Origin of the sequence: Rhizobium sp. NLR8a, from assembly GCF_019685235.1 — a bacterium.
Classification (GTDB): domain Bacteria; phylum Pseudomonadota; class Alphaproteobacteria; order Rhizobiales; family Rhizobiaceae; genus Rhizobium.
In genome coordinates, this window is the sequence record NZ_JABDWI010000004.1 from 216,992 (window position 1) to 233,957 (window position 16,966).

A 16,966-nucleotide genomic window follows, 5' to 3' on the forward strand; every position below is an offset into this window, starting at 1 on the left:
TCTCTCCTTTCAGAGGTGCGGGGTTGCGTTTCGAGCCCGCTTCGCGACGAACCATCTCCTTCATTTTGCTCTAAGCGGTCAACCGGTTCAAAGCTCCGCCTCGCGCAGCAGCCCGTTCAGGCGGACCGCCCATTCCGTGTTGCCAGCTCTGAACGGACCGAGCGCATCGCCGGCTGGTTCGGGAAGATCGCTTGCCGCGGCGGCAAAGCGGTGCGCCTGCTGGCGATCTCCCAAGGCCCGGTGGCAGCACGCCTGAATGCGCAGCAGCGCCGGCCAGTCAGGCCGCGCCTTCAGCGCCGTACGCCCGGTCTCGAGCGCGCCGTCGACGTCGCCGGAAAAGAACCGTGCGAGCATCAGCAGGCTGAACCAGACGCCGTTCTGCGGATCGTGCGGGTTGAGTTCGAGGCCGTGCGCCAAGGGCTTCAGCGCGCCGGCCGCATCGCCGCAAAACAGGCGAGCCATGCCGAGGACGAGATGCCCCAGGGCGAAGCTCGAACCGAGCTCGATCGCCCGTTCCGCCGCCAGGATCGCCTGCTCGGGTCTGCCCGTGTAAACCGACACGATCGCCAGCGCATAGTGTGAGTACGGATTTCGCGCGTCGAGATAGATGGCCCGCAGCGCCGCATCCAATCCTTCCTTGCCGTCTTCCGCAGGGTTATCAGTCCAGCCGTAGGCGATCAGGCCGGCATTCACCCGCGCCCGCCAGATCTGCGCTTCCGGAAGCATGGGGTCGAGCCCAGCCGCGTCGCGGAAGAAACGGCGTGCGAGAAGGTGGGTGGGCTGCGTGACCTTGTGAAAATTGAACGTGCCTTGCCGCACGAGATCCCAGGCCGTGATGTTGCCGGTATGGGGAGCAACCGGAAGCCCGTGGCGCAGCAGCAGCTCGGGTTCGACCGCCGCTGCAATCCGCTCGGCGATGGCGTCCTGCACGGCGAAGAGCTCGGCCAGCTGAAGATCGTAATGTTCGGACCAGATCGTGGCGCCTTTCGCGGTCTCGGCGAGGTGCACCGATATGCGGATCCGATTGCCGCTCTGGCGGATCGCCCCATCCACCAGGAAATCGACGCCGAGGTCGCGCGCGACAGACTGCGGATCCTTCGAGCCATTCCTCCTGCTGAAACTCGCCCCCCGTGAAGCGACGCGGAACCATCTGAACCGGGCAAGCGCCATGATCAGGTCGTCGGCGACACCGTCGGCGAGATATTGTCTTTCAGCATCGCCGCCCAGATTTTCGAACGGCAGGACGGCAATTCCCGGGATCGGACCGGCCTCGGCATGCCGGCCGCTATCGGCGCCGTCAGTGCGGCTCTCCACCTCACCGGAAAATCTGTAGCCGACCCGAGGGACCGTGACGATCCATTCGCCGCCGTCCGATGCGGGTCCGAGCAGCTTGCGAAGGGCGGCAATCTGAACGGAAAGATTGCTTTCCTCGACGGCCAATCCCGGCCAAACGGCGTCCATCAGGGCGGACTTCGAGACCACACCGCCCTGTGCCGAAAGCAGTGCGGCGAGCAGCGAGGCGCCGCGGGCGCCGATGGCGACAGGCCTGTTGTCGCGGAGCAGACATCCGTTCTCGGCAATGAACCTGAGGTGACCGAATGCAAGGGGCTGCGTGTTCATGGCCGCAATGATACGCCGATTTCGCAGCTTTTCGGAATTTTTCGGCTCTGCTTCAGGACTTGCGCCGGCTGAGCGCGCAGAGTGGCGCCATCGCAGCGGTCGAAGTGGTGAGAGCGATGACGAACCAGGCAACGCAGTCGAAGAAATCCGAACCATTCCTTGCGAGCGTCGTGCGCGCGGCGGCAGCCATGTCGCCAGGCAGGGATCGGTCTATTGTTCCGGCGTCTCGGCGGAAAGCACCGGATCAACCATGCTGTGGCTCGGGACGATTTCGCTGCCCGCGGGGCGGCGAACCGGCGCCCACCGCCATGAGGGACACGAGACGGCGCTTTTGATGACCGCCGGTCGGGAGATCGAGATCTGGTCGGGAGCAGCGCTGGAACGGTGTGAAACGGTTCGCCCCGGCGATTACCTGTTCATTCCGGCCGGCGTTCCGCATGTCGCCGTCAACCGCAGCAGCGAAGACGGCGAATTTCTCGGCGCTCGCAACGACCCCGCAGCCAATGAGAGCGTCGTTCTCATGCCGGAGCTCGACGCGATCGTCCCCTGATGCATGTCGCCCGGAACCCTGCAACGGCTCCGGAGCGCAAAACCGCCACAGGCTTTTGCGCGGCATGCTCCAACCACACCGGGAGGTGCATTATGGCCATCATCGAACGCCGTCTGGCCGAAATGGGTCTGGAATTGCCCGAGCCTTTGAAGGTTCGCGAGGGGCTGCGTTTGCCCTTCGCCTGGGTTCGCCTGCGCGGCACGCGCGCTTACATTTCCGGTCATGTCGCGTGCAACCGCGATGGAACACTGGCAAATCCCCTTGGCAAGGTGGGCGCCGAGGTTTCGCCGGAGGAGGGCTACGCGTCGGCGCAGCTCGTTGCGCTCGCCCATCTCGCCAGCCTCAAGCGGACTGTCGGAGACCTCGATCGGGTCACGGCATGGCTTCGCGTCTTCGCCATGGTGAACGTTGCTTCTGACTTCAACGAAACGCCGCTGGTCACCAACGGCTATTCGGATCTGATCCTGGCGCTGTACGGGCCTGATGTCGGCGCCCATGCCCGCTCGTCCATCGGCATGGCCATCCCCTTGAATGCGCCGGTGAACTGCGAAGCGGAAGTCGAAATCGACGGGTGACGGAAGCGCACCGACGCTTTAGTAGACGAACGGATCGACCTCGCCCGGCCGGGCGCCTGCCTCCTTCGGATAGATCACCCCCTTGCGCAGGATGATGTTGGCATAGAGCCTGGGCTCGCTGGTCTGGATCAGCGCATGGGCGGCCCGCACCCGACCGTAGAAATCCTGGCCGACCAGCGGCACCACCTGGCGATGCGGCTCGTGGCGGGCGCAGCAGTCGATCATCTCCTCATGCACCGGATCGAGCTTGTCGCGCTCGGCCTTGACAGTCGAGCGGAAGATCGCTTCCGGCACGAAATCGTCGATCGGCAGCACGCTGAGCACGGCGTCGAGCACCGGGATGAGGTGGTGGCCGTCGAGCCGGATCAGCCGGCGGGCATCTTCGACTCCGGGATAATTGCCGTCGACGATGGCGATTTCGTCGCCGTGGCCCATGGCCCGAAGTGTGAAAAGCAATTCCGGGCTCAAGAGCGGATCAAGTCCCTTCAGCATGGTCTACCTCCTTGAAGAGTACGTTCTGGTCGGTGAGATAGCGCGCAAAGATCGGCAGGCTGGCGCCGCCGATGGCGCGTGCCTGCGCGCCGACCGCGCCCTCGATGATTTCGGGCATGACGACGCCCTGCAGGTCGAGCTTGGCGGCTTCGTCGATCGTCGCCTGCACGATGCGGCTGCGCACCCAATGGGGAAAGCCGCCGTCGATGACGGCGGCGCTGAAATCGACGATCGAGGCGGCGGCGACGATCGCCTGCGCGAGCGCCTTGGCGGTGTCCTGGATCCATGCCTCCATCGGCTCGCCGAAATCCACCCAGTCGTCGGCCGAATACCAGAGCGGCTCGGGATCGATGCCGCGCTCACGCAGCATGTTTTCCAGCACGAAGATCGAGGCGATTTCGAGCAATTGCTTGGTTTCGCCGTTCCTGTCGCGCACCGGCAGCGGCCCGATTGCGCCCGCCGTGCCGGTACGGCCGGAAAAGATCGCCGAATTCAGGACGATGCCGCCGCCGATGAAGGAGCCGATGAAGAAATAGACGAAGTCGGGATAGGACGGGCCGACGCCGAAGACGAGTTCGGCGCCACAGGCGCTGGTCGCATCATTCTGCAGGAAGACGGGATGGGAGACGCGCGCGGCGATATCGGCCTGCAGGTCGACATCCCGCCAGACCTCCATGGCGCCCGGCGGCGCTCCGACCTCATCGGCCCAGTTCCAGAGTTCGAAAGGCGCGGCGATGCCGAGGCCGGCAATGCGGCCGCGCTGCTTTTCGTCGAGCTGGTCTTCGATCTCGCGGATGCCCGAGGTGACGAAGGCGAGGATTTCATGCGGCAGCGGATAGGCATAGGTCCGGTGCAGCTGCATCCGGATGCGGCCGACGAAATCCATCAGCACCAGATCGGCGCTGCGCCGACCGATCTTCAGGCCGAAGGAATAGACGGCGTCGGGATTGAGATGCATCGGGATCGACGGCTGGCCGACCCGGCCGCGCACCGGCGCCCCGCGCGACAGCAGCCCTTCCTTTTCCAGGACCCGCATGATGACCGAGACGGTCTGGGCCGAAAGCCCGCTGCGGCGCGCGATATCGGCCTTCGACAGCGCGCCGTAAAGGCGCACCAGCGACAGCACGAGCCGTTCGTTATAGGCGCGCACCCTGACCTGGTTAGCACCACCGGCCGGATTTAAAATTGGCGGCGGGACCGGTGTGTGTTCCGGTCCATCCAAAGACGACATGGCCGCTCCTCCCGAGCGTTCGCCTCCTTCTCCTCATCGAAGGCGATTTAAAAACATGCAGCAGCTCAAGGCGGTACAGCGTCCTTCGCGTCTGAAACGCGCTGCGCTCGCTGTGCACCCTAATTCGGTCGAGCATGCCACATCGAATTAATAATTCAATTGGATTTATTTATTGACAAGCGGATTTCTTTCGCTCTTAATTGCCATCGTCAAGGGCACGGGCGGCTTTGGAGCGACAGCGACTGAGCGAAGTGTCATATTTTGAAAATTCCGGCCCGCAGAGGCGGCGCCGGCAAACTCTGGGAGGAGTTCATGAAGAAATCAGTTCTCGCTTTTGGCGCGCTCGCGCTCGGTGTCGCTTTTTCTGCTCCGGCGATGGCGGCTGACGTTTCCGCCTGCCTCATCACCAAGACCGACACCAATCCCTTTTTCGTCAAGATGAAGGAAGGTGCGACGGCCAAGGCCAAGGAACTCGGCGTTTCGCTGAAGTCCTACGCCGGCAAGATCGACGGTGACAGCGAAAGCCAGGTCGCAGCGATCGAAAGCTGCATCGCCGACGGCGCCAAGGGTATTCTGCTGACGGCCTCCGACACCAAGGGCATCGTGCCTGCGGTCAAGAAGGCCCGCGACGCCGGCCTGCTGGTGATCGCGCTCGACACGCCGCTCGAGCCGGCCGATGCCGCCGACGCCACCTTCGCCACCGACAACCTGCTCGCCGGCAAGCTGATCGGCCAGTGGGCCAAGGAAACGCTCGGCGACAAAGCCAAGGACGCCAAGGTCGGCTTCCTCGACCTGACGCCGTCGCAGCCGACGGTCGACGTCCTGCGTGACCAGGGCTTCATGATGGGCTTCGGCATCGATCCGAAGAACCCGGACAAGATCGGCGACGAAGACGACAAGCGCATCGTCGGCCATGACGTGACGAACGGCAACGAGGAAGGCGGCCGCAAGGCCATGGAAAACCTTCTGCAGAAGGATCCGAGCATCAACGTCATCCACACGATCAACGAGCCGGCCGCTGTCGGCGCCTACCAGGCGCTGAAGGCCGTCGGCATGGAAAAGAACGTGCTGATCGTCTCGGTCGACGGCGGCTGCCCGGGCGTCAAGTCGGTCAAGGAAGGCGTCATCGGCGCCACCTCGCAGCAATATCCGCTGCTGATGGCATCGCTCGGCATCGAGGCGATCAAGAAGTTCGCCGACTCGGGTGAAAAGCCGAAGCCGACCGAAGGCAAGTCCTTCTTCGACACCGGCGTCTCGCTCGTGACCGACAAGCCGGTTTCCGGCCTCAAGTCGATCGACACCAAGGAAGGCACCGACAAGTGCTGGGGCTGAGCCCGATCTATTGAAAGAGCAGACGGCCGGGGCTTGATCCCCGGCCGTTTTGGACGGACGATGTGCCGTCGCCCACCGGCTAAGCAACGAACGGATGAACAGGGGTGACGGCCTCCGCGCGGGTTCGGCGCGCGGATGCGGAGGAGGAACCATGACCGGAGCACAGGAATTCGAACGCGTCCTCGACGGCAGCGACAAGAACGTCGCCTCCTTCGAGCACCAGGGCGTCCCGCTGATCAAGCGTGCCCAGCATTTTCTGCACTCGACACCGGCCGCCGTGCCGCTGATCGTATTGGTGCTGGCGATCATCATCTTCGGGATAGCGCTCGGCGGACGTTTCTTCTCGTCCTATACGCTGACGCTGATCCTGCAGCAGATCGCCATCGTCGGCATTCTTGGCGCCGCCCAGACGCTGGTCATCCTGACGGCCGGCATCGATCTTTCGATCGGCGTCATCATGGTGATCTCGGCCGTCATCATGGGCAATGTCGCCATCACCTACGGCATACCGACGCCGATCGCGGTGATTGGAGGCCTGCTGGTCGGCGGCCTGTGCGGCCTGCTGAACGGCTTCCTCGTCGCCTTCATGAAGCTGCCGCCCTTCATCGTCACGCTCGGCACCTGGAATATCGTCATGGCGACGAATTTTATCTATTCCGCCAATGAGACGATCCGCGACACCGATGTCGACGAACAGGCGCCGCTGCTGCATCTTTTCGCCGCGAGCTTCAAGGTAGGCAGCGCCGTGCTCACCCTCGGCGTTATTGCCATGGTGCTGCTCGTGCTGCTGCTCTGGTATGTGCTCAACCACACCGCCTGGGGCCGGCATGTCTATGCGGTCGGCGACGATCCGGAAGCCGCCAAGCTCTCCGGTATCCAGACGAAGAGGGTGCTGCTCACCGTCTATACACTGTCGGGCGTCATCGCCGCCTTCGCTGCCTGGGTCTCGATTGGCCGCAACGGCTCGATTTCGCCGTCCTCGGCGGTGACCGATTATAACCTCCAGGCGATCACCGCCACCGTGATCGGCGGCATCTCGCTCTTCGGCGGCCGCGGTTCCATTCTCGGCACGCTATTCGGGGCCATGATCGTCGGCGTCGTGTCGATGGGCCTCAACATGCTCGGCGCCGATCCGCAATGGAAAGTCCTTTTGACCGGCGTGCTGATCATCGCCGCCGTCGCCATCGATCAGTGGATCAGAAAGGTTTCGGTATGACCATGGCTGTCGAACCCATTCTCACCGCCCGCGGCCTCGTCAAGCGTTATGGACGCGTGACCGCGCTCGACAATGCCGATTTCGACCTCTACCCGGGTGAAATCCTTGCCGTCATCGGCGATAACGGCGCCGGCAAGTCGTCGCTCATCAAGGCCATTTCAGGTGCGGTCACCCCCGACGAGGGCGTGATTACGCTCGAAGGCCGGCAGGTGCAGTTCCGCTCACCGATGGAGGCGCGCGAAGCCGGCATCGAAACCGTCTACCAGAACCTTGCTCTGTCGCCAGCGCTGTCGATCGCCGACAACATGTTCCTCGGCCGCGAGATCCGCAAAAAGGGTCCGCTCGGCTCGCTGTTCCGCATGCTCGACCGGCCGGCCATGGAAAAGCTGGCGCGCAACAAGCTCTCCGAACTCGGCCTGATGACCATCCAGAACATCAACCAGGCGGTGGAGACGCTGTCCGGCGGTCAGCGCCAGGGTGTCGCCGTCGCCCGCGCCGCAGCCTTCGGCTCGAAGGTCATCATCATGGACGAACCGACGGCCGCGCTCGGCGTCAAGGAAAGCCGGCGCGTGCTGGAGCTGATCCTCGACGTGCGCGCCCGCGGCCTGCCGATCGTGCTGATCTCGCACAATATGCCGCATGTCTTCGAGGTCGCCGACCGGATCCATATCCACCGTCTCGGCCGGCGCCTGACGGTGATCAATCCGAAGGAGTACACCATGTCCGACGCCGTCGCCTTCATGACCGGCGCCAAGGCGGTGCCGACGGAGCCCGTTGCGGCATGAGCGTACGCATCGACGACATCGCCGGCGAGGTGCTTTCCCGCGCCGGCGATGCCAAGCGTTTCCTGATCGCCGTCGCCGGGCCGCCGGGGGCGGGTAAATCGACCATGGCCGACAATCTGGCGGCGGCGCTGAAAGCCAAGGGCGAAAGCGCCGCAGTCCTGCCGATGGACGGCTTCCACATGGACAATGCCATCCTGATCGAGCGCGGCCTCTTGGCGCGCAAGGGCATTCCCGAGACCTTCGATGTCAGAGGCTTCCTCGATATCATCCGCGCCGTCCGCCGGGCCGACCAGGAGGTTCTGGCGCCGGTCTTCGACCGTTCCCGGGAACTCGCCATCGCCTCGGCCCGGCCGATCGATCCCAAGGACCGTTTCATCATCGTCGAGGGCAATTATCTGCTCTTCACGCAGGGCAAATGGGCCGAGCTCGACGGCATCTTCGATTTTTCGATCATGCTGGCGCCGCCGATCGCGGTGCTCGAGGAGCGGCTCTGGGCACGCTGGCGCGGTTACAACCTCGATGAGGAGGCCGCCAGCGCCAAGGTTTACGGCAACGACCTACCGAACGGCCGGCTGATCCTCGAAAATCGCCGCCCGGCCGATGTGACGCTGGAGATCGCGCTGGCATAATGTCGCGGCGATCGGCTTGACGACCATGCCGGCCGAACTTGTGCAGCGGTGGGATGGCGACATGCAGGAAATTGCGTTGGAGCGCCTCGCATGAATCAATTTCAATGCGACGCGCTTTAGTGCTATCAGGCCGCAGACGCATCGCTTCGGAGGCCTGCCATGCAATCGATCACCATCCGCCGTCCCGACGACTGGCACCTGCATCTGCGCGACGGCGCCATGCTGGAAGGCGTGATCGCCGATACGAGCCGCACCTTCGCCCGCGCCATCATCATGCCCAATCTGGTGCCGCCGGTCGTCACCACCGCGGATGCGAAGGCCTATCGCGAGCGCATCCTCAAGGCGTTGCCGGACGGCCACCGCTTTCAGCCGCTGATGACGCTTTATCTGACCGAACACACCAGCCCCGACGATGTGGCGGAGGGTGCGAAGAGCGGCCTCATCACCGCCGTCAAGCTTTATCCCGCCGGCGCCACCACCAATTCGCATGGCGGCGTGCGTGACATGGAGAAGGCGATGCCGGTGCTGGAGCGCATGGCTGCGATCGGTCTGCCGCTCTGCGTCCATGGCGAGGTGACGACGCCCGATGTCGATATTTTCGACCGTGAGGCCGTCTTCATCGACACCGTGCTCGATCCGCTGCGCCGGCGCCTGCCCGAATTGAGGGTGACGATGGAGCATGTGACGACCGCAGACGGCATCGATTACATCAAGGCGGCCAAATCAAACCTCGCCGGCTCGATCACCACCCACCATCTGATCATCAACCGCAACACGATCCTCGTCGGCGGCATCCGCCCGCATTATTACTGTCTGCCGGTCGCCAAGCGCGAGAACCACCGGCTGGCGCTGCGCGCCGCCGCCGTCAGCGGCGACAAACGCTTCTTCCTCGGCACCGATTCCGCCCCGCATGTCGATCCGCTGAAGGAATGCGCCTGCGGCTGCGCCGGCATCTACACCTCGATCAATACGATGAGCTGCCTTGCCCATGTCTTCGAGGAGGAGGGTGCGCTCGACAGGCTCGAAGCCTTCGCCTCGCTGAACGGGCCGGCCTGGTACGGGCTTCAGCCGAACGAGGAACGGATCACGCTGTCGAAGCAGGCCGAGCCGGTCGTCTTTCCCGCCAAGATAGAAACCGGCGCCGGCCCGGTAACGGTCTTCGATCCGATGTTTCCCCTGCATTGGCAGGTAGTGACGTAGGAGGTGCTTCCGCCTTTTTCTATTTTAAATAGAATATTCATGTTAAGTGGCGCGCAGACGTTAGACGCCTAACATTTTCATTGTGCAATGCATCATTTGTTAACGGGTGCATAAGACATTTCTCTCCGCGGAACCCCACGTTGCCAATTATCTGGCGCGCCACCGCTGCGGAGACTGAAGAAGCATGATGCTTGACTACAACTCCCTTTTGCTGGCGCTCGGCGTCTCCGCGGCCTGCCTTGCCGTCACATTGATGGGAAGCTGGCTGGTGCGCCGGGCCGAAACCGTGCTGCTCACCGCCACCATCGGTCTGGTCCTCGTCGTCAGCGGCATTTTCGTCTACAGCGCCTATGTGAGCAGGCCTGATACAGGCTTCGCCATTGGCAGTTTCATGCTGTTCCATGCCGGCTTCGCCACCATCTGGGGCGCGGGCAAACAGTTCCTTACCGGCCGCCTGTCGATCGTTGCCACTGCCATCCGGGCCCTGGCGGCGATGACCTTCTCGATCGTGCCGATGGTTGCCGGATATGACGGTCTTGCCTTCATCGCCGACAATCTCGCCATCGCCCTGCTGCTCTTTGCCACCGCCCGGCAATATTGGCTCGCCCGCGCCGAAGCCCCGGCGCCGCTGCTCGGCATCGCGGCGCTCTATACGCTGACGGCAATTTCCTTCGTTCTCTGCGCCGCCGTGCTGATTGCCGATGGCAAGCTGGTGCTCGGCAAGGCGCCCAGCAACTGGGCGGAGGATCTGAGCCTTGCCGTCTGCATCGCCGGCATGACCGGCATCGGCGCGCTGTCGCTGGCGCTGCATCAATGGCGGCTCGCCGCCCGCCATCGCCTCGAGGCGATCACCGATCCGCTGACCGGCCTGCTCAACCGCCGCGCCGTCTTCGACGAGTACGGCACGCGCCCAATGGGATCGACCACCGCCATCATCGTCTTCGATATCGACCATTTCAAATCCGTCAACGACCGCTATGGCCATGCGAGCGGCGACCGCGTGATCACCGTCTTCGCCGAGGAACTCGCCGCCAATTGCCGCCCCGGTGATACCGCCGCGAGGCTCGGGGGCGAAGAATTTGCGCTGGTGCTGAAACAGGTCATGCCAGGCCGGGCCGAACTGACGGCTGAGCGGATCCGCAGGGCCTTCGAGGCGCGAGAGATTCCGATCGACGGTGAGGTGTTGAGATGCACAGTGAGCGTCGGCGTTGCGCCCGGCCGCTCGCAGCCACTGGATTTCGACACCATGCTGAGTGCCGCCGATAAGGCGCTTTACGCCGCCAAGCGCGCCGGCCGCAACCGCGTCGAGCTTGCCGCCCACCTGCAGGCGGTGCCCCTCGAGGCATCGCGCACGGCGTCTTGATCCGGGACGACGCGTCTCATACGATCGCCCTTGGCCGGATGCGGCCAGCCGCCCGCGACGCATCAGCGTTATGGTGAATGCATCCAGAGATATCCTTCACATCCCTTGCCGTTTGGCGATCGATGGCGAACGGGTCAGCAGACGCGGGCACTGATCGTCCTGTTTGCCGCCGACGGAAGGATTCACTATGCGCGATTTTCGCGATGCCAAGCTCATGGCAAAGACATTGCGGCAAGCCCTTGCCGACCGCAATATTTCTCTCACCCACAGCGAGACGCTCGAAATCGTCGCCCGGCAATTCGGGCTCGAGCAATGGAATATCCTCTCGGCCAAGATCGATGCGGCGGGTTCAGGCCGCGCCGCCATCGGCATCGAGCCGCCGATGCCGATCTTCCGTATCTTCTCGGTCGAAAAGGCGATGGAATTCTATTGCGGTTTCCTCGGCTTCACGCTCGACTGGGAACATCGCTTCGGCGAAAACTTCCCGCTCTATTGCCAGGTGTCGCGTGAGGGTATGGCGCTGCACTTGAGCGAACATTCCGGCGACGCCAGCCCCGGCGCCAAGGCCTTCGTCCGCGTCGCCAATGTGCGCGCCTATCACGCCGAACTCATCGGCAAGGATTACCGCTATATGAAGCCCGGCGTCGAGGAAGCGCCCTGGGGGCTGGAGATGACCGTCATCGATCCCTTTAGTAATCGCATCGTCTTTTGCGAGCAGAAATAACCGAGGAGACAGTCGGTCAACTCCTCTTTCGGAATGCTCGAACTGTTTGAAGGCTGACCGTTGCAGAATGTATCTGTGGCGACGGTCACCACACGCGATGCCGTTGCCGCGAAGTCATGCCATATCCGCACCCTCATTCCTGTCCTCGGGCTTGACCCGAGCACAGGAATGAGGATGGGGTGAGCGTCCGTTTCCAAGGCGAAAGGAAGGCAGCGGCACCCTCCAACGTCCCTCATCCTCGAGGCTCTCGGATGAGGCCTGCGCCCTGCTAAATCATCATCAGCGCCCGCACAAAAGCGACCGAGGCAAGCAGCGAGGCGATGGTGCGTACATGGTTCCACCACGTCCAGTCCCGGAGATAGGCCGTCCAAAGCGCCGCCGCTTCCGCGCCGCCGCCGCTGACCTTTTCCAGTGCGTCGTTCATCGGCACGTTGAAGATGATCGTCGAGAGGAAGGAGGCAAAGACATAGAGGGCTGCACCCCCCAGCATCAGCGCGGACGCCCCGCCGCGCCAGTTGATCAGCGCCAGCACAGCAATGACCAGGCAGAGGATCGCCGTCGGTACGAACAGCGCCATGAAGGGCGAGCGGACGATCGTCACGTTGATCGAATTCATCGCGGCAATGCCCTGTTCCGCCGGAATGCGCGAGAAGGCGGTCATGATGAAGGTGGAGAAGGCGAAGAAGATGCCGGCGACCAAGCCGCTGCCGATCGCCGCGGCGACGAGGGAAAGAATGAGGACCATCTGCATGTCGAAACTCCTTCCTGATGAAACAAGAGAAACTCTCTTGTTTGTAAAATCGGATAAACTCTCTTATTTTCTTTGTCAACAGGCAAAGGAGAGAACATGTCGGGGCAGCCGGCGGCAACGCGCAGACGTCACCAGGACCATAGCGGCCAGCCGCGACGCATCCCGCGCCAGCAGCGCGGCCGCGAGCGTTTCGAAAAAATCCTCGCCGTCGCCGCCGAACTGATCGAAAGTCATGGCAGCGACGGCCTGAAGATGAGCGAGATCGTCGAAAAGGCGGGCCTTTCCTTCGGCGCCCTCTACCAGTATTTCCCCGACAAGAGCGCCATCATCCGGACATTGGCCGAACGCTTCAACGAGGAGGGCCGGCGCTGTGTCGAGGCGGAACTGGCGAAGGTCGTCGACGCCGCGGCCCTGCCAGGCGCGCTCGCCAGGATCGTCGACGAATATTACGCCTTCTTCCGCCGCGAGCCCGTGATGCGCGACATCTGGCACGCGACCCATACCGACAAGCTGCTGCAGCAGGTCGACGCCGAAGATATGGAATTCCATGCTCAGGCGTTTCTCGCCCTGCTCGTGCGCCTCTGGCCGGATCGGGACAGCAGCGAACTTCAGGCGATCGCCCGGCTGACGATGCAGCTGCTTGCCGCCGCCGTGCGTTATGCCGTTTCGCTGGATGCCGAGGAGGGGGCCCGAACGATCGCCCTGTTCAAGACGATGCAAGGGCCCGATATCGGCCGTCTCTTGCTGGAATAGCTCGCCTGCGTCTGGAAACGGTGGGCGCTTGCTGCTATTGCCGGAGACGCAAAACCGAAGGAGAGCCCGATGATCCAGACCGCATTTCCCGACCGCGCCCTGATGGCCGAACTGGTGGCCAAGATGCTCTGGGAGATCAAGGCGGTGCATTTCAATGCGGCCCAGCCTTACAAGCTCTCTTCCGGCATGGCGAGCCCGGTCTATATCGATTGCCGCAAGCTCTTGTCCTACCCGCGCATCCGTTCGACGGTGATGGATTTTGCCGCCAGCACGCTCTTGCGCGATGCCGGTTTTGAGCAGTTCGATTGCATCGCCGGCGGCGAGACCGCCGGCATTCCCTTCGCCGCCCTGCTCGCCGATCGCCTCGGCCTGCCGATGATCTATGTCCGCAAGCAGCCGAAGGGCCATGGCCGCAATGCCCAGATCGAAGGCAATATGCCGGACGGTTCGCGCGTGCTCGTCATCGAGGACCTGACGACGGCCGGCGGCAGCATGTTCAAGTTCATCGACGCCATTCGCGCCGCCGGCGGCATTGTCGATCACGGCATCGCGCTGTTCTTCTACGGCATTTTCGGCGACCAGCGTTTTGCCGACGGCAAGGTTAGGCTGCATCACATCGCCACTTGGCGCAGCGTCCTTGCGGTTGCCAGGGCAGAGAAGCTTTTCGACGACAAGACGCTTGCAGAGGTCGAGGCCTTCCTCGACGCGCCACTGGCATGGTCGGCGAGGAATGGTGGAGTCAGTGAGCTTTCGCTCTAATCGGTTGACAAAAGCTCACTTAAGCGCTTGATGAAGATAGAAATGCTGTTGGGAGGAATCCGATGATTTTGTGCTGCGGCGAAGCCCTGATTGACATGCTGCCGAGGGACACGACGCTTGGCGAAAAGGGCTTTGCGCCCTATGCCGGCGGCGCGATCTTCAACACCGCCATCGCGCTCGGCCGCCTCGGCATTCCCACCGCCTTCTTCACCGGCATTGCCGACGACATGATGGGCGAAATCCTGCTGGCGACGCTGAAGGCGAGCAACGTCGATTACAGCCCATGCGCCATCACCCCGCGGCCCTCGACGATCGCCTTCGTCAAGCTCGTCAACGGCCAGGCGACCTATGCCTTCTATGACGAAGGCACGGCCGGCCGGATGATCACCGAGGCCGACCTGCCGACGCTTGACGATGATTGCGAAGCACTGCATTTCGGCGCGATCAGCCTGATCCCGAGCCCCTGCGGCGAAACCTACGAAGCCTTGCTCGACCGCGAAGCCGCCCGCCGCGTGATTTCCCTCGACCCCAACATTCGCCCGGGCTTCATCAAGGACAAGCCGGCGCATATGGCCCGCATCCGGCGCATGGCGGCAAAGGCCGACATCGTCAAATTTTCCGACGAGGATCTCGACTGGTTCGGGCTCCAAGGTGACCACGACGCGCTCGCCGCCCATTGGCTCGCCCACGGCGCCAAGCTCGTCGTCATCACCAAGGGCGCCGAAGGCGCGTCCGGCTATACCAGGGATCGCAAGGTGACGGTGCCGAGTGAACGCGTTGCCGTCGTCGACACGGTCGGCGCCGGCGATACCTTCGACGCCGGCGTGCTGGCCTCGCTGAAGATGGACAATCTGCTGAGCAAAGAACAGGTCGCCTCGCTCGACGAACAGGCGGTGCGCAACGCCCTGACGCTCGGCGCCAAGGCGGCCGCCGTCACCGTCTCCCGCGCCGGCGCCAATCCGCCATGGGCGCATGAGATCGGGCTTTAAGGCTTAAGCGAGCATCGGCCCCTCATCCGCCGGCACCTTCCTCCCGCTTCCGGGGCGAAGGAAATGTGCCGCGACGTTCCGATTTCCTCTTCTCCCCGTGGGGAGAAGAGATATGCGGCAACGTTTCGATCCCCTCTTCTCCCGTCGGGGATCCGAAGGACCGGTCGGCACCGATCGATCAAGAAACGATCCGGGAGTCACCCCCCGGTTGAAGCTCTGGAGCGGTCACCAGATCCCGCAGGAAGGTTTCGCACCACAGTGAGACATCGTGCGAGAGCAGGTGTTCCATCATCATGCTCCAGCGGTCGCGGCGCTCCTCGAGCGACATGGCAAGGCCGCGGGCAAGCGCATTGGCGGTGCCCTCGACATCATAGGGATTGACCAGCAGCGCGCCCCTCAACTCCCGTGCCGCACCGGCGAAGCGCGACAGCACCAGAACGCCCGGGCGATCCGGATCCTGGGCGGCGACATATTCCTTGGCGACGAGGTTCATGCCGTCGCGCAACGGCGTCACCAGCCCGATCCTCGCCAGGCGGTAGAGGCCGGCGAGCACGTTGCGGCTGATCGATCGGTTGACATAGCGGATCGGTACCCAGTCGACCGTTCCGATGCCGCCGTTCACGCGGCCGGCCTGTTCGGCGACCATCTTCTGCATATGCTCGTATTCGGGGACCTCCGATCGCGATTTCGGCGTGACCTGCAGATAGGTGACCTTGTTCTGGTAGGCGGGATTGGTGGTCAGGAAGCGTTCGAACGCTTCCAGCCGCTGAATGATGCCCTTCGAATAATCGAGGCGGTCGACGCCGATGATCATATCCCGGCCTTCGATGCTGCGCCGGGTCTTTTGCACCATGATATTGTTTGCGGCTTTCTCGGCGAATTCGGCGAATCCAGCAGTCTCGATCCCGATCGGATAGGCGCCGGCCTTGAAAATCCGCCCGTGGGAAGCGAACAGCCCGTTTCCGAGGTCGTCGCCGATGCCCTCCCGTCTCAAGTAACCGGCGAAGTTCTGGAGGTCGTAATCGGTCTGGAAGCCGACGAGATCGTAATGGGAGAGGCCGCGCATGATCTCTTCATGAACGGGCATGGTGACGAGAATATCGGCCGGCGGCCAGGGAATGTGCAGGAAGAAGCCGATCCTGTTCTTCAGCCCCATTTGCCGCAGTTCGGCGGCCAGCGGAATCAGGTGGTAATCATGAACCCAGATGATGTCGTCCTTCTCGATCATCGGCGCCAGCCGGTGCGCGAAGAAACGGTTGACGCGGAAATAGCCGGCCATTTCCTTCCGGCCATATTCGGCGAGGTCGAGGCGGTAGTGACAGATCGGCCAGAGAACGCGGTTTGCAAAGCCGCGATAATATTCCTCGACATCGGTGTCGGTGAGATCGGTCAGCGCATAGGTGATGTTGCCCTTCTGCAGCAGCGAGAGCGGGCCAGGCTCCCTTTCTCCGCTCGACTCTCCCGACCATCCCATCCAGATGCCGCCGCGCGCCTGCAGGGCTGCCTGCAGCGCAACCGCGAGGCCGCCGGCCGCGGCACTGCCATCCTTGGCTGGCATGGGGACACGATTGGAAACGACGATAAGACGGCTCATGAGCTTCCTTTAGTGATGATGAAACGTGAAAACGCTCTGTGCCGGGCGCCTTGGAGAGCCTTATGGACGGGGCAGGGACGATCCGATGCTGGCGCCGCCATCGAAAGGACACGTCCGGACGCGAGTGGCCCATGTATAGGCTTCGGAAAACGGTGAAACGGGGTGTCGTCCCCGGTTTGATAGGCCATGTCGTCGGAAGTACCCTGCGCACAGATTTTGCTTGAATCTAGGGCGACGACGGTGGATTGAAAGAATTCTTTCTACAATTTTCTATTAGCGGAACGTTCAATCCGGTTTCGCACCAACAGCCCATCGACACCGATGCGCTGGCCTGGCCGATATCAGGTCATCATTTGCGGCCGCATGACGCTGTCGTCCGATCCGCCCCGGGCGCGTGAATTTC

General features: G+C 63.0%; 16 protein-coding genes and 1 pseudogene. 12 read left to right on the top strand and 5 right to left on the bottom strand.

Annotation, left to right across the window (positions count from 1 at the left end):
* Window positions 1-87: 87 nt before the first annotated feature.
* Entirely contained in the window at window positions 88-1,620 is a 1,533-nt protein-coding gene (locus HJC04_RS09300; protein WP_221124281.1) for a winged helix-turn-helix domain-containing protein, read from the bottom strand.
* Between the two features lie 116 nt (window positions 1,621-1,736).
* On the opposite strand from HJC04_RS09300, the pseudogene HJC04_RS09305 reads away from it, so the two are divergent.
* Window positions 1,737-2,170 (top strand): annotated as a pseudogene (locus tag HJC04_RS09305) (cupin domain-containing protein).
* 92 nt (window positions 2,171-2,262) lie between these two features.
* Complete coding sequence (locus HJC04_RS09310) at window positions 2,263-2,745, top strand: RidA family protein (protein ID WP_221145849.1); 483 nt, start codon at window positions 2,263-2,265, stop codon at window positions 2,743-2,745.
* Between the two features lie 18 nt (window positions 2,746-2,763).
* Here the strand turns inward: HJC04_RS09310 and HJC04_RS09315 are convergent, their stop codons facing one another.
* Both HJC04_RS09315 and HJC04_RS09320 read right to left on the bottom strand, forming a co-directional pair.
* Window positions 2,764-3,237 (bottom strand): RbsD/FucU family protein, encoded by a 474-nt coding sequence (locus HJC04_RS09315; RefSeq protein ID WP_221145851.1) that lies wholly within the window; start codon window positions 3,235-3,237, stop codon window positions 2,764-2,766.
* Window positions 3,221-4,468, bottom strand: a complete 1,248-nt coding sequence (locus HJC04_RS09320; RefSeq protein ID WP_210629380.1) for an ROK family transcriptional regulator — start codon at window positions 4,466-4,468, stop codon at window positions 3,221-3,223. Before HJC04_RS09320 ends, HJC04_RS09315 begins: the two co-directional genes overlap by 17 nt.
* A gap of 312 nt (window positions 4,469-4,780) precedes the next feature.
* On the opposite strand from HJC04_RS09320, the gene HJC04_RS09325 reads away from it, so the two are divergent.
* The 7 genes from HJC04_RS09325 (at window position 4,781) to HJC04_RS09355 (ending at window position 11,717) form a co-directional block, all read left to right on the top strand.
* Complete coding sequence (locus HJC04_RS09325) at window positions 4,781-5,800, top strand: sugar ABC transporter substrate-binding protein (protein WP_184460047.1); 1,020 nt, start codon at window positions 4,781-4,783, stop codon at window positions 5,798-5,800.
* A gap of 151 nt (window positions 5,801-5,951) precedes the next feature.
* Window positions 5,952-7,016, top strand: a complete 1,065-nt coding sequence (locus tag HJC04_RS09330) for an ABC transporter permease (protein WP_210629379.1) — start codon at window positions 5,952-5,954, stop codon at window positions 7,014-7,016.
* A gap of 2 nt (window positions 7,017-7,018) precedes the next feature.
* On the top strand, window positions 7,019-7,801 hold the full coding sequence (locus HJC04_RS09335) for an ATP-binding cassette domain-containing protein (RefSeq protein WP_210631700.1): 783 nt from the start codon (window positions 7,019-7,021) through the stop codon (window positions 7,799-7,801).
* Window positions 7,798-8,430 carry a nucleoside triphosphate hydrolase gene (locus HJC04_RS09340; RefSeq protein WP_210629378.1) on the top strand — a complete coding sequence of 211 codons (633 nt, stop codon included), beginning with the start codon at window positions 7,798-7,800 and terminating at the stop codon, window positions 8,428-8,430. Before HJC04_RS09335 ends, HJC04_RS09340 begins: the two co-directional genes overlap by 4 nt.
* Window positions 8,431-8,589: 159 nt before the next feature.
* Window positions 8,590-9,630 (top strand): dihydroorotase, encoded by a 1,041-nt coding sequence (pyrC, locus tag HJC04_RS09345; RefSeq protein ID WP_210629377.1) that lies wholly within the window; start codon window positions 8,590-8,592, stop codon window positions 9,628-9,630.
* A 184-nt stretch (window positions 9,631-9,814) separates the two neighbouring features.
* Window positions 9,815-10,993, top strand: coding sequence for a GGDEF domain-containing protein (locus HJC04_RS09350; protein ID WP_221145853.1), 1,179 nt, complete (start codon window positions 9,815-9,817; stop codon window positions 10,991-10,993).
* Window positions 10,994-11,180: 187 nt separating this feature from the next.
* A complete protein-coding gene (locus HJC04_RS09355; RefSeq protein ID WP_210629375.1) occupies window positions 11,181-11,717 on the top strand; it encodes a glyoxalase superfamily protein in 537 nt (178 codons plus the stop codon).
* Window positions 11,718-11,985: 268 nt separating this feature from the next.
* Here HJC04_RS09355 and HJC04_RS09360 read toward each other — a convergent pair whose 3' ends face one another.
* A complete protein-coding gene (locus HJC04_RS09360) occupies window positions 11,986-12,468 on the bottom strand; it encodes a DUF1772 domain-containing protein (RefSeq protein ID WP_210629374.1) in 483 nt (160 codons plus the stop codon).
* A 96-nt stretch (window positions 12,469-12,564) separates the two neighbouring features.
* On the opposite strand from HJC04_RS09360, the gene HJC04_RS09365 reads away from it, so the two are divergent.
* The 3 genes from HJC04_RS09365 (at window position 12,565) to HJC04_RS09375 (ending at window position 14,969) form a co-directional block, all read left to right on the top strand.
* Complete coding sequence (locus HJC04_RS09365) at window positions 12,565-13,221, top strand: TetR/AcrR family transcriptional regulator (RefSeq protein WP_221145855.1); 657 nt, start codon at window positions 12,565-12,567, stop codon at window positions 13,219-13,221.
* Window positions 13,222-13,290: 69 nt separating this feature from the next.
* A complete protein-coding gene (locus tag HJC04_RS09370) occupies window positions 13,291-13,980 on the top strand; it encodes an orotate phosphoribosyltransferase (RefSeq protein WP_210629372.1) in 690 nt (229 codons plus the stop codon).
* Between the two features lie 62 nt (window positions 13,981-14,042).
* A complete protein-coding gene (locus tag HJC04_RS09375) occupies window positions 14,043-14,969 on the top strand; it encodes a carbohydrate kinase (RefSeq protein WP_210629371.1) in 927 nt (308 codons plus the stop codon).
* A gap of 178 nt (window positions 14,970-15,147) precedes the next feature.
* Here the strand turns inward: HJC04_RS09375 and otsA are convergent, their stop codons facing one another.
* A complete protein-coding gene (gene otsA, locus HJC04_RS09380) occupies window positions 15,148-16,563 on the bottom strand; it encodes an alpha,alpha-trehalose-phosphate synthase (UDP-forming) (RefSeq protein WP_221145857.1) in 1,416 nt (471 codons plus the stop codon).
* Window positions 16,564-16,966 lie beyond the last annotated feature (403 nt).